The sequence below is a fragment of the Paenibacillus sp. FSL R7-0128 genome, assembly GCF_038002245.1.
Taxonomy (GTDB): Bacteria; Bacillota; Bacilli; order Paenibacillales; family Paenibacillaceae; genus Paenibacillus_AQ; species Paenibacillus_AQ silagei.
Genome location: NZ_JBBOCD010000001.1, coordinates 7,531,013 through 7,543,665, shown reverse-complemented (window position 1 = coordinate 7,543,665; position 12,653 = coordinate 7,531,013). Strand labels below are relative to the sequence as shown.

11 protein-coding genes are annotated in these 12,653 nt (G+C 52.2%); 9 read left to right on the top strand and 2 right to left on the bottom strand.

Annotated elements, in window-relative coordinates:
- Window positions 1-59: 59 nt before the first annotated feature.
- The 9 genes from NST26_RS32300 to NST26_RS32260 all read left to right on the top strand — a co-directional run bounded on the left by NST26_RS32300 (window position 60) and on the right by NST26_RS32260 (window position 10,457).
- Complete coding sequence (locus NST26_RS32300) at window positions 60-617, top strand: RNA polymerase sigma factor (RefSeq protein ID WP_076080690.1); 558 nt, start codon at window positions 60-62, stop codon at window positions 615-617.
- The gene (locus NST26_RS32295; RefSeq protein WP_339252378.1) at window positions 614-1,564 is read left to right on the top strand and encodes a hypothetical protein; all 951 of its coding nucleotides are present in this window, start codon (window positions 614-616) and stop codon (window positions 1,562-1,564) included. Before NST26_RS32300 ends, NST26_RS32295 begins: the two co-directional genes overlap by 4 nt.
- 223 nt (window positions 1,565-1,787) lie before the next feature.
- Complete coding sequence (locus NST26_RS32290; RefSeq protein ID WP_339252376.1) at window positions 1,788-2,654, top strand: carbohydrate ABC transporter permease; 867 nt, start codon at window positions 1,788-1,790, stop codon at window positions 2,652-2,654.
- Window positions 2,655-2,713: 59 nt separating this feature from the next.
- Entirely contained in the window at window positions 2,714-3,544 is an 831-nt protein-coding gene (locus tag NST26_RS32285; protein WP_445165114.1) for a carbohydrate ABC transporter permease, read from the top strand.
- A gap of 46 nt (window positions 3,545-3,590) precedes the next feature.
- Entirely contained in the window at window positions 3,591-4,751 is a 1,161-nt protein-coding gene (locus tag NST26_RS32280; RefSeq protein ID WP_339252372.1) for an efflux RND transporter periplasmic adaptor subunit, read from the top strand.
- Window positions 4,752-4,801: 50 nt separating this feature from the next.
- Entirely contained in the window at window positions 4,802-6,118 is a 1,317-nt protein-coding gene (locus NST26_RS32275; protein WP_339252370.1) for an ABC transporter substrate-binding protein, read from the top strand.
- A 24-nt stretch (window positions 6,119-6,142) separates the two neighbouring features.
- Window positions 6,143-6,841: a response regulator transcription factor gene (locus tag NST26_RS32270; RefSeq protein ID WP_339252368.1), complete on the top strand. Its 699-nt coding sequence runs from the start codon at window positions 6,143-6,145 to the stop codon at window positions 6,839-6,841.
- Window positions 6,834-7,922, top strand: coding sequence for a HAMP domain-containing sensor histidine kinase (locus NST26_RS32265; RefSeq protein WP_339252366.1), 1,089 nt, complete (start codon window positions 6,834-6,836; stop codon window positions 7,920-7,922). Before NST26_RS32270 ends, NST26_RS32265 begins: the two co-directional genes overlap by 8 nt.
- A 24-nt stretch (window positions 7,923-7,946) precedes the next feature.
- The gene (locus NST26_RS32260) at window positions 7,947-10,457 is read left to right on the top strand and encodes a hypothetical protein (RefSeq protein ID WP_339252364.1); all 2,511 of its coding nucleotides are present in this window, start codon (window positions 7,947-7,949) and stop codon (window positions 10,455-10,457) included.
- Between the two features lie 54 nt (window positions 10,458-10,511).
- Here the strand turns inward: NST26_RS32260 and NST26_RS32255 are convergent, their stop codons facing one another.
- Both NST26_RS32255 and NST26_RS32250 read right to left on the bottom strand, forming a co-directional pair.
- Window positions 10,512-11,270, bottom strand: coding sequence for a PD-(D/E)XK nuclease domain-containing protein (locus NST26_RS32255; RefSeq protein ID WP_339252362.1), 759 nt, complete (start codon window positions 11,268-11,270; stop codon window positions 10,512-10,514).
- A gap of 16 nt (window positions 11,271-11,286) precedes the next feature.
- Entirely contained in the window at window positions 11,287-12,492 is a 1,206-nt protein-coding gene (locus NST26_RS32250) for an ATP-binding protein (protein WP_339252360.1), read from the bottom strand.
- Between the last annotated feature and the right edge of the window lie 161 nt (window positions 12,493-12,653).

The following is a 12,653-nucleotide window of genomic DNA, read 5'->3' as shown; positions in this document are numbered from 1 at the left end:
ACCGTTACCCGGAATTCTCTACTATATAGATAAGAGGATGCTAAAGGAGAAACTAGCAGATGGAAGATCAGGGAATCATTCAGCTATACTTGCAGCGCTCACAGCAGGCCATCACGGAAACCCGGAACAAATATGGTGCTTACTGCCGGGCGATCGCCAGGAACATTGTCGCGAACCCTTCCGATACCGAAGAGTGTGAGAACGATACATACCTGGCTGCGTGGAATGCTATTCCGCCTAACCAGCCGAGGAGGCTGCCGGTGTTCCTGGGGCGGATCACCCGCAATATCGCGCTCGATAAGTATGGGTATAATACGGCCAAGAAGCGGAGCCGCCAGCTTGAGGTGATTCTGGAGGAGCTGGAGGACTGCCTGCCCGCAGCAGAGACGGTGGAGACCGAGTATGCCGCCGGTGAAACCGCGCGGTTGATCAACGAATTTCTGTACGGGCTGGAGGAGGGCACACGAAATTTATTCATCAGGCGGTATTGGTATGCGGATTCCATAGAATCCCTCGCCGGCAGGTTCGATATGAGCAGCAGCAAGGTGAAGTCGAGCCTGTTCAGGACCCGGAACAAGCTTAGAATTCATTTAGACCAGGAGGGCGTTCACCTATGAAGCGGGAGGACTTGTATAAGGAGATCGGACTGATTGACGAGGAATTGATTGCGGCGGCCGAACACAGCGGAGTAAGAGGAAGGGGCAGGAGAGGCCGGTTCTCCAAAAGATGGATCGCACTGGTCGCCTGTCTGGTCGTGTACAGCTCAACTTCTACAGTGCTGCTCGCCACAGAATACACCAGAAATAAAACGGAGGAGCCCTACATCCGTTATTTAACAGTGGAGGATATGGAGTTGGCACCTCCCGCGCAATATCAGGCGGACAAATTCCTCCAAGCCTTAGCCAGCGGCAACGATGAACATGTCTACATTGCGGTAAACCGGCTGGTGGAGAGCTTCAATGATCCGAAGGCGCGGGAGCTGGCGTTGCAGAAGCTTCAGCCTTTGCTGAAGGATGATTCTCCGAAGATCGCGGGTGCGGCTGCTTTTGCCACAGATATCCTGTCGAAAAGCTACCAGAGTCCGTATCTCCACAAAATGGCCGACGGGAGCATCGTATTCGCCTTATTCAACAACTATTCGGATTACGGTACCCAGAATGTACTGTGGCGCATACAAGATGATGTGCTTGAACCCTATTTCAGCTTCGCGGCCCCTTCCATGTACATTAAGGAAATCCTCCCGTCACCGGACCGGAAGCTCCTGGCAGTGGTCACCGGCTCTAACAAAAGTGAATTCGTGCAGATCCTGAATGTGGAGAAGGGGACGATCAGCCCGGAGCTGGTAGAGTCGGCTAGGATCAGACACGGCGCGCAGCGCAAGCTGGATACCTGGGTCCGCCCGGATCATGAGAATTACAGCTATCCGAGTCAACTTGTGTGGAAAGATAATGACACGTTAGCGTTCGAGGGCTCCCTGGCCTACGACGACACAGCGGTTATCGAGAATGTTAGTGTGACGTACCGGTTCAAGGATAAGGTCATGGAGATTGCCGACCTGAAGTAAAGTATGCGGTGCCTTGCAAGAGCTGCGAATGGATAATACATCCGTCCGCGGCTTTTTTGATGTTTTGGGGTCCCCGCAAAGTACCTGAGTCATCACCTACGCTAAAGCCCCACTTTGTGGGGTTATTTTGCTATGTGGTGGAGACAATTTAAGAAAGTTTTAATCTTTACCCGACTTGTTCTTAAACAGTTGAGCCTATTCTTGAGTACAGGGAGGGAGCAACTTGAAGAATTGGGCCCGTAAAGATTCATCGATTGCATGGTTATTTCTGGCACCCAGTGTGGTTGGGTTCGCCCTATTCTATCTGATTCCGTTCGGCATGGGCGTGTTCTACTCCTTCATGGACCGCACGGTGGGGGGCCACTATGTGGGACTGGATAATTACTGGGAGGTCATTGCGGGCGAATCCTTCCGGAAGGCGGCCTCTAATACCTTCTACTTCAGTATGGTGAGTGTTCCCCTGCTGATTGTGCTGTCGCTGGGACTAGCGCTGTTGCTGCACAGGAAATTGTATTTTCAGAAATGGCTGAGAACTGCGTACGTACTCCCGCTGGTCGTGCCTGTAGCCTCGATTATCTTGGTCTGGCAGATCCTGTTCGACTGGAATGGGGTGCTTAATGCCTGGCTGAGCGGCTTCGGCCGGACGCGGGTGGACTGGATGAAGACGGAGGCTGCGCGGAATGTAATCATGCTGATGTATGTCTGGAAAAACATCGGGTATAACGTGATCCTGTTCCTGGCCGGCTTGCAGCAGATTCCGAAGGATTATTACGAGACCGCCCAGATTGAGGGGGCCGGCCGTCTAAGGCAGTTCCGGAGCATTACGCTGGTCTATTTAACCTCTACGATGTTTTTTGTCGTCATTATGTCGGTCATTAATTCCTTCAAGGTCTTCCGGGAGACGTATCTGATTGCCGGAGCTTACCCGCATGACAGTATCTATATGCTTCAGCATTATATGAACAACATGTTCCTGTCGCTCGACCTTCAGAAGATGACGGCTGCATCCACCCTGATGGTCGGCGGCATTCTGATCATCGTGCTGGGATTGTTCGCTATGGAACGCCGCTACCGGCGGTATATGGAATAGAGGTGAAAGAGGTCTTGGCAGTTGGTAAAGTCATACAAAAGCTGACGTTAACCGTCCTGATGGGGGCGGTTGCCCTCCTGATGCTGTTCCCGATCGGGGTGACCCTCATCAATTCGTTCATGAGCAGCCGCGAAATCGGGATCAATTACGGCCCCATCGGACAGATGAATCCTGTCATTCAAGGCAGGAGCGATCCGTTCGCCAATCTGAAATGGCTGCCGGATCAGGTCTCCCTGGAGCAGTATGGCAAGGTGCTGATGGACAGCCCGATGTACCTGTCGATGTTCTGGAATTCAGTATTCCTGGTGGTGCCGATCATTGCCGGACAGACGGTGATCGCCGCGCTCGCGGCCTATGCGTTCTCCAAGCTGAGATTTCGGGGCCGGGAATTCCTGTTCCTGGTCTATGTCCTGACGATGCTGATGCCCTTTCAGGTCACGCTGGTGCCCAATTATATTATGGCTGACCGGCTGGGGTTATTAAATAGCCCGGGGGCCATTATCTTGCCCGGAATTTTTGCCGCCTTCGGAGTATTCATGCTCAGGCAGTTCATGCTGGATATCCCGTATGCCTATATTGAAGCGGCTAAGATGGATGGGGCCGGACACTTGCGGATTTTCTATACGATTATTGTTCCGATGGTCCAGCCGGGCCTGGCCGCTCTGACGATTCTGTTATTCGTCGATTATTGGAATATGGTGGAGCAGCCGCTTATTTTCCTGGACGACCCGCTCAGACAGCCCTTATCTGTCTACTTATCGAATATCAGCAGCGAGAAGGGCCTGGCGTTCGCCGCATCTATGATCTACATGGCACCGATGGTTCTGCTGTTTCTGTATGCGGAGACGTACTTCATCGAAGGGATTCAACTGTCGGGAATCAAGGGCTGATGTTCGTGTGTGAGGGATTTTAATGGCAGGAGGAGATAGAAGGAATATGGAGACTACAGGAGTGCCCGCAGACCGCAGGCGCAAAAAAAATATCAGAACAGCCTTCCTTCTGCTCATGGGCGTGTTACTCTTCTTCACCTTCTTCAGCAATACGCTGCAGTCGTTGACCTTGCCCAAGGTGACCACGGTCAAGCCGCAGACCAAGAGCCTCGAATTCACGCTGGAGGGCAGCGGGAAGCTTACGCCCGTGAGTGAAGCGAAGCTCCTGAATGCCAGCGGCTGGAAGGTCCGGCAGGTTCTTGTGAAGGAGGGGGACCGGGTCACGAAGGGGCAAACACTGATCCGCTATGACAGCCAGGCCGCCGAAGCGGAGCTGAAGGATGAAGTCGCGGCGCTCGATAAGCAAAAGATCGCGCAGCAGACGCTGCAGGATCAGTTCATTCAGACGTATGCGGAAGGCGATGAGCTTCAGATTCGCAAGGCCCGGCGCGAGATTGAAGCGGGTAAGGTCGATCAGGTCACCCAGGCGCGGAAAATTGCCGGATTGAGAGAGCGGTTAACGGCGCAGCAGCAGCTTACGGCACCCTTCGACGGGGTGGTCACCCAGGTGAATGCCATTGCGGGAATGCTGTCCGCGGGGGAAGCGGATCTGGTCCTGTCGAGCAGCAGCAAGGGGTATCAGTTCGGCTTCACGGCGGACGCGGAGCTGTTATCCAGCCTCGGGGTTACCTTAGGGGAGCAGCTTGAGGTGCAGGTTCATCCGGCACAGGGCCAGCAGGCCCGTTCCTTGCAGGGTAAGGTTGCAGAGATCAAGGACGCTCAGGCGCGTACCGACAGCGCATCCGCTGAGGAGAACGTCAGGGTGGAGCAAATTGCGCAGAAGAATGTCTTCATTGTGCTGAATGAAGAGTCGCTTAAGGGGGGGGAGCAGGTTCAGATTAAGCTGAAGAAGCCTTCCTGGGAGGAGGGACTCCTCGTATCCAATAAGGTTATCCACCAATTGGGTGAGCGAAGCTATATCTATAAGATCGAGGAGCAGAGGGGGGCGCTGGGCAATACCTTTATCGCCCGCGAGGTTACGATCCACTCCAGTACAACCAATGGCATAGACAGCATCATCCAGACGGATAATCTGTATGAGGATGAGCTGATTATTCTGGAGAGCAGCGAGCCCCTGCAGGACGGGAACCGTGTACGTCTGCAGTAGCCATAGGAGTAAGGCATTTTCTACGAATAATTATTGGGAGGTATTTGAGAATGAAGATGAAGAAGATGGGCTTTCTAGGAATGATTCTTGCTTTTACAACGGTGATGACCGCATGCAGTTCGGGGAGCAGCGCGGAAGCTCCAAGCACAGACGGCAAGACCGTTCTGACATTATCGGTTAGGCAGGACAGTGAGTTCTACCGTGCGCTGGAGAAGAAGTTTGAACAGGCCTACCCTGATATTGACTTGCAGGTGCAGGCTTACAAGGCGATCGGTGAGAAAGCGCAGGATTATGAGAAATACATCAAAAGCACCGGAACGGCACTGCTCTCGGGCAAAGGCGCCGATATTTACGAGACCAGCACTCTGCCGGTCAGTGATTACGTGAACAAGCAGCTGTTCCTGAATATGGACGATTACCTGAAGCAGTCACAAACGCTGAAGCAGGAGAATCTGGAGCTTAATGTGTTGAACGCCCTGAAGCTGAACGGGGGCACCTATCTCATCCCTTCCGGGTACAATCTGAGAGCTTTCATTGGAGACGGGGATGCGCTTAAGAATGCGAATGTGGACGATAAGAGCTGGACCTGGCAGCAATTCAGCGGGATTGCCAAACCGATGATTGAAGCCGGGCAGAAGGCAGGGTCCGGGCACCGCTTCGCACTCCAGGAGTATCCGCCGGAGATGCTGCTTCAGGAGATGGTCGTGGACGGCTATAACCAGTTCGTAGACGCTGCGGCACGCAAAGCCAAATTCGATTCCCCTGCCTTCATATTTATGATGCGGCAGATTAAAGAGATGTATGACGATGGAGTGATGAGCGCCGGCTCGGGGGAAGCCGATAATCAATTGTTCTATTCCGCCGTTCTGCAAACCCCGGCTGATTTCGTCAATGTTCCGTATACTTACTTCACCAATCCGCAGCTGCTGGATAAGCCGCATAGCGGAAATTCCGGCACCATGCGGATTATTCCGGTCTCCACCTTCTCGATCCAGGCCAAATCGCCGGTGGCAGAACAGGCTTGGAAGTTCATGGAATTCCTGCTGTCAGAGGAAGTGCAGAACCTGCAGCGTGAAGAAGGCTTCTCCCTGCTGAAGTCGGTAAACGACAAGCAGCTTGGCGAGCTTCAGCAGGAAGTGAAGGGCGGGACGTATAAGCTTCCAGACGGCAAGTCTGCAAGTGTGCCTGACGAGCAATTCAAGGTATTCAGAGAGATGATGAATACTGCGGATAACTTCGCCATGCTGGATGTCAAAATTCTTTCGATTGTCGGAGAAGAGGCGGGAGGCTTCTTCAGCGGACAGAAGACCGCGGAGGAAGTGGCGAAGCTGATTCAGAACAAGGCGACTACCTACCTGAACGAATAGATTCAGGCCTAGGAGGGTTCCGGTATGAAGCGAGTTACTATTCTGATCGCAGAGGACGAGAAAGAGATTGCCGGCCTGATTGCCCTGCACCTGGAGAAGGAAGGGTATCACTGCATTCAGGTATTCGACGGCCAAGCGGCCGTGCAGGCTATTCAGTCCCAATCCATTGATCTGGCCATCCTGGATATTATGATGCCGAAGCTGGACGGATACGAGGTCACCCGCCAGGTGCGGGTGAAGCATAATCTGCCGATTATTTTCCTCAGTGCCAAGACCTCTGACTTCGATAAGATTACCGGTCTTGTCATGGGCGCGGACGATTATATGATCAAGCCCTTCAATCCGATGGAGCTGCTGGCCCGGGTCAATTCCCAGCTACGGCGCTCCCTGCAGTTCAGCCAGCCTCAGGGTGCCCATCTGACTTCGGTTCTGGAGCTGGGCGGGCTGATCATCTCCCCTGACCAGCACACCGTTACGCTGTATGGCGAAGAGATTGACCTTACGCCGAAGGAATTCGACATCCTCTATCTGCTGGCGAGCCACTCGAAGCAGGTGTTCAGTGCAGAGAGTATCTTTCAGCAGGTATGGGGCGAGGCGTACTATGAGAGCGGGAATACAGTGATGGTACATATCCGCACCCTGCGCCGGAAGCTGGGAGAGGATCAGAACAAGGAACGGTTCATCAAGACCATCTGGGGTGTCGGGTACACGTTCAATGCCTAAGAGACGCCGGGGATTCAGAACCAGACTGGTTCAGTTACTGGGCGTAAGCATGCTGCTCTCTGCCGGGATCACCTACGGGATCTTCAAGCTGCTTCAGCTCTATTACGCCGGGGTGAAGTGGGAGGACCCGGAGGCGGAAATCCGCCGGTTCATCTACAGGATCGGAGACTTCAATGTGTCTCTGATGCTGTTCATTCCAATCATGCTGATCTTATTCTTCATGTTCACCAAGCCGTACATCCGCTACCTTAACGAGATTTCCAAGGGGATTCATCATCTGGCGGGCGGAGATTTCCAGAATCAGGTGCGGATTGCCTCCAGGGATGAGTTCAGCGCAATCGCAGAGGATCTGAATGTGGCCGGAGCCAAGCTGCAGGAGGCCGTACAAAGAGGTGATTTCGCCGAGAGCAGCAAGGACCAGCTAGTCGTCAATCTGGCGCATGATCTGCGTACACCACTGACGTCCGTTCTCGGATATTTGGATCTGATTCTGAGGGATGAGCAATTACCAGTGGAGACGATCCGGCATTACGCGACGATTGCCTTCACCAAGTCCCAGCGGCTGGAGAAGCTGATTGACGGGCTGTTCGAGATCACCAGGATGAACCATGGCACACTGCCTGTGGTGAAGACATATCTGGATATTACCGAATTGCTGCGGCAATTGAACGAGGAGATGTACCCGGTATTCGAGCGCAATGGCCTGACCTCCCGGCTGAATGTGACTCCTGGCCTAATGATCTACGGGGACGGGGATCTGCTGGTACGCGTATTAGGCAATCTGCTGACCAATGCCGCCCGTTACGGGCAGGAAGGCGGTTATGTGGATATTAACAGCCGCCCAGATTCAGGTTCAGTAGCGGTTGAGGTCATCAATTACGGAAATCCCATTCCGCCGGAGGAGCAGCCGCATATCTTCGAGATGTATTACTCGGGGGACCGGGCACGGACACATCAGGAGGGCGGGACCGGCCTGGGGCTGTTCATTGCACGCAATATTGTAGAGCAGCATGACGGTAGCCTGTCTGTAGAGAGCAATGAGCTGCGGACGAGGTTCGAGGTCCGGCTGCCGCAAGCTTAAGCGAAGTTAAGGGAGGAGAGAATTATGAATCATACCACTAGAAAATATGCTGTAGCCATGCTAAGCCTGGCGGTTCTCAGCCAGTCCATCGCCTTCGGAGCCTATGCGGCAGCCGGGCCTTCAGCGGGAAAGGCGGCTACAGCCTCCGTGTCCACGCTGGAGGGACTGGGGGCGGTCTCATTGAAGAGCGGGGTGAGCGTGAAGCTGCTGGACGCTGCCCTTCAGCCCCAGGAGAGCGGGAATATGATTACGTATACCCTGAATTACGTTAACGGGAGTAACAGCAACGTGAGCCTGATTGATTATTTCTCCAAGGTTACTACCCCAAGCGGCGCAGTTATTCAAGGCAAGCCGGTGACGGGCAGTGCTGCCGTCAAATCTATTCCGGCTAATAGCAGCCAGTCGGTCACGTATTATGTCAATGCGGGGAAGGCTGCCAAAATAACCGGAGTCCGAATCGCCCTGTTCGGCTGGGACTTCAGCCAGGCGAATTACCAGAAGAAGCTGGGGATGTTCACGATTCCGGGTTCCTACTCGGTAGCCACCGCCAGAGGGCAGAGCAAGAAGCTGGTCCTGGCGGGTATGCCGGTGATCAGTAAGGCCGAGAGCCTGCAGATCGTTAAGGCTAACGGAAAAGTGTATGCCAGGGTGGGCATCAGCTTCGCCAATTCGGGCACCAAGGTGCTTAAGGACACGGGCCTGAAGGGATATCTGATATCCTCGGGAGGCTCCAGATTTGAACTGAATGCCGCCCCTGCCGATTACCAGATTCAGCCCAAGGAGAAACGGACCGTGCAATTTCTGGCGGACATTCCCTCCTATACGAAGACGGATAATATGTCCCTGCAGTTCATCCAGGAAGACAGCGAGCTGCAGCTGAACCTGCCTGTGGCTGAGTATAAGCTGCCTGCCGCGGTGTCGCCGAACTTCACCGTACCCGTTAACGCCGTCGCCAAGCTTAAGGTTGCCAACAATACAATTGAGACACAGCTCGCAAGCGCGGCGGTGTATTCGGAGGATCATCTGGCGAAATGGAGCCTGAAATTCCGGGTGCGCAACACAGGCAACCAAGCGGTGACGATTCCGGCCTATTCCTTCAGCCTGACGACTGCCGAAGGGTACAGCTATCCGGTCAGCAATAAGGCACTGGCCGGTCTGAGTCTGAAGCCGCTGGAGGAGCGGGTAGTCGAACTCAGTGCAGAGCTGCCCCTGAAGCTTAATCAGGGAGTGCTCCAGCTACAGATGAACGAGCCGGCAGAAGAGGGCCGGATCGCCTTCCCGGCGGCTTACTATCAGATTCCCTACTCCTTGCAGCCGAATCATCTGCTGGCGACTGAGTACCCCGTGCAGAACAGTCTGGGTACCTTCGTGGTGAAGCTGGAAGCGGTGGAACGCCTGCCGTGGTCGGACCGCGATCAGGTCGTGACCAAGCTCAGCCTCCGCAACTCAGGCATGGCGAATGTTCAGCTTCCGGCCCTTACAGCGCTTCTGAAGGCGGGGGATCTCGATATCAGCGGCAGTTCGCAGATGGTGATCGAAGGCTCCAAGAGCCAATTGGCCCCGCAGGAGACAGCGGTTCTGTATATTACGGGGAACCTTCCCTATTCTTATCATCTGACGAAGCTGAAGGTGATCCTCCAGTATCCTTCGGAAGAGACCCAGGCGAATTTCCTCACGCTATTCACCAGCCAGGTGGAGAATACCTTAAGAACCGTGGCGGCCGGTGAACCCTTCCGTCTGGAGCTGGCCGGGAAGAAGGCAGAGATTCTGGAGCGGCAGAGCCGGATCTATCCGGGCACGGATTCCAAGCTGATCTATACCGAGCTGGTGATGACCAACGAGGAACTACGCAAGACCCAGCCGGCGCAGCTGGTGGGGTATTACCGGACCCCGGATCGACAGTATTTCGAGGCGGTAATCTCGCAGTCCGCCGCGGCCCTGAACCCCAAAGAGAAGAGTCTCGTAACCGTCTGGAGCAAGCTTCCTACGGAGATCAATGCGTCAGATCTAACCCTCTTCCTCGGGGAAGGCATCGCCGAAGGCAAGCTGACCGCACCCGGCGCAGTGCCGACCGCTTACATCCAGACCGTGGGCCTGGGGCTGAGTCCGGCCAATCCTGCTCCGCAGCCGTCCCTTCAGAAGCTGGACCTGTTCCCCTACTCCCTGTCCGTGAACCAGGTGACTGCCACGATGCCTGAAGACCGGGAGTCCATAGAGGTACAGATGAACTACCGGTTAACCCGAAGTGAGCAGTATGTTGCTGAGGCAAATGAGCATAGGCTGGTGGCCGAACTGATTGATCCGTTTGGTCAGCCGTCGGAGCAGCTTCTGCCTCTGGGAGACGGACCGGCTGGTGCGGGAGCCACGGGCAGCTTGTCCTTCCCGCTGAACAACAAAGCGTACAAGTCCCTTAACGGCGCAACGGTGCGGGTGAATATTTACGATGAGTTCCAGGGCAAACGGATACTACTGGGCAGCCAGAATTATGCTGTGGTGTATGAGCGGCCTGCGCCGAAGAAGGGGGAGGGGGAGTGATATTGCAGATTAAAGAACAGGCTGCTTTCCAATGATGGAGAGCAGCCTGTTTTTTCATATCATTTTAACTGGTTGGATTATTATTGTTTTTATCTGCTTGGAATCATGAGTCCTGTTATAGTTCTTACAGAATGCATCAACATTTGTAATGATTCTAGCTTTATCATAGATGAAGAAATAGATGTGCTTTTTGGGATAATGAAATGCATCTGACCCGATCTCTTCGGTGAGCTTCCTCTCAGTCATATTTGGACGCGAGCATTTAACTTCAATTACAGTTTCGTAGGAATCTATAAATATATCAAAGCGATAACCCTTGTATCCTCCGTCAGTGGGCACCTCGACCCTTGCTTCAGGGAAAATGGGACGGAGCAGTGAATATAGCAACCGCTGCACATCATATTCGTTACCCAGTGAAATGTCAGCAAGGCTCTCTAGCTTCAGTGTTCCATTTCCATGGACTGGCTTCTGATACATTTCGTAAATATGCTTATCGAAATTATGAAGAACTCTGCTTATGATAAGATGAAAATGTGCTTCATCTATTTCATTAAGTGGTTTGGCATCATCGAAAAGCCCAGCGTTAATATCTGTAATTAAATTCTCCAGGTATAATTGTGCCTGGAGTATACCTGCTCTGGTGAGCAAGACAAATTTCTGTGCTATGGACTGATCGGAGAAGAGACGCTCTAACATGCGGCTGGTAGTATCTACCCATCTGCTGAAGTCAGCCGATTGTCCCTGTGGGAAAGATTGAATTTGCACTTGAAGCGCACCTATAGCTTGTAGTCTATCCTCATTAATCGTAGTCAAAATAATCCCCCTTCGATTAGTTGAGATTACCCCAGCGCAAAAAGAACAGGAATAACGGTTCTAAAATGTAAACTTCATCGTCCTTATATTCAAAAACCTGATACATCGGTTCGCTGCTCTGCATAATAGCCTGCATCTGATCAATAGCTGCTTTGATTTTCACCCGATCCGGTTTGTCAGCATGATTACCTAGCAACACATCAATTCTTCGCTTGATGCTGTCGATAGAAAGGCTCACAATGGGCGGATCATCAGCAATTGCCTTTAGAAGTAACTCATAGATATCGGTTTGTTCACCTTTTATAGTCAAATAAGTTTTTCTTTTTTGTCCCCGGGGATTTGGACCTGTTTTCAATTTCCTGGCAACCTCTTGGTAAGCAAGAAGGTTCAATGAGGTCATTCTGTAGGCCTGGTTGAGGGTCTCCTGATCAGGCATTGCCGGATAATCTGTATTGTCGATATCGAGTATCATACTAAGGTTATAACAGATAGATTGCATGAGTTGGGGAGAAGATAGACTCTCCTGCGCAATGTTATCGGCGATCCGCAGATCAATCTGCATATTTAGTTTGTTGAATCCTCCTACAGCAATTTCACGCAGTTCATCTGGATTCCAAGGCTCGATATTAATCAGGTTCAGTCTCCCGCTTAAATCGGCATTCTTTCGAATGGCATCATCCGAACGGTGAGGTAAGGATATGATGATGGCTCGAAGCCCTTTGCGGATCGCATCTTTGAGCTGATAGGCAATCTCAAACTGTTTGCTGGGTGAAGCGTAATGGAAGTCATCTAGTAATAGAACTAAGTTGTTTGCTATAAAATATTTAATGACTTTATCTTTGCCGGAACGGAAAGACTCTGTGATGGAGGTGGTGATTCCTTCTGTTGTTCCGGCGAGCCCCTGACCTTCAAGCGTGCGTATTTCTGTATGGTCTCGTTCGAGGGGAATACCAATTTTATTTGCAACCGTCTCCCAGAAATCTACGGTATCCTTAAAGTCGCTTCCTATAAAATCGACGTATCCGTCCAAGCCGATTACCTTGTCACACAGTACGGTTTTTCCTGTTTTCGATGGACCTATAATTGAAGTTAAAAATCCGACCATATCGATCACATTATGAAGACGGAATTCATAGGTCAGCCCAAATTCCGATTTGCGCGAAATATAGGTGTGAATCGGAAGGGCACCAGCAATAAAAACATCTCTAACTCTGAGCTTCAAACAATCACCCCTCAGCAGCATTAAATGGTTGTAGATATCTTAGTTCCGTATTCTGTTCTAGTATATCCCTAAGTGGAATGATTTAACAACGTTATCTAACCTTTTAAGAAAAACGACATTAAAATCCTCTTAAATTATCTGATGCACATCAATAATACACC

What these genes read in the sequence shown, in the direction of transcription:
- NST26_RS32300 (WP_076080690.1), top strand. Translation starts at nt 60, where the DNA reads ATGGAAGATCAGGGAATCATTCAGCTATACTTGCAGCGCTCACAGCAG.
- NST26_RS32295 (WP_339252378.1), top strand. Translation starts at nt 614, where the DNA reads ATGAAGCGGGAGGACTTGTATAAGGAGATCGGACTGATTGACGAGGAA.
- NST26_RS32285 (WP_445165114.1), top strand. Translation starts at nt 2,714, where the DNA reads ATGGGGGCGGTTGCCCTCCTGATGCTGTTCCCGATCGGGGTGACCCTC.
- NST26_RS32280 (WP_339252372.1), top strand. Translation starts at nt 3,591, where the DNA reads ATGGAGACTACAGGAGTGCCCGCAGACCGCAGGCGCAAAAAAAATATC.
- NST26_RS32275 (WP_339252370.1), top strand. Translation starts at nt 4,802, where the DNA reads ATGAAGATGAAGAAGATGGGCTTTCTAGGAATGATTCTTGCTTTTACA.
- NST26_RS32270 (WP_339252368.1), top strand. Translation starts at nt 6,143, where the DNA reads ATGAAGCGAGTTACTATTCTGATCGCAGAGGACGAGAAAGAGATTGCC.
- NST26_RS32265 (WP_339252366.1), top strand. Translation starts at nt 6,834, where the DNA reads ATGCCTAAGAGACGCCGGGGATTCAGAACCAGACTGGTTCAGTTACTG.
- NST26_RS32260 (WP_339252364.1), top strand. Translation starts at nt 7,947, where the DNA reads ATGAATCATACCACTAGAAAATATGCTGTAGCCATGCTAAGCCTGGCG.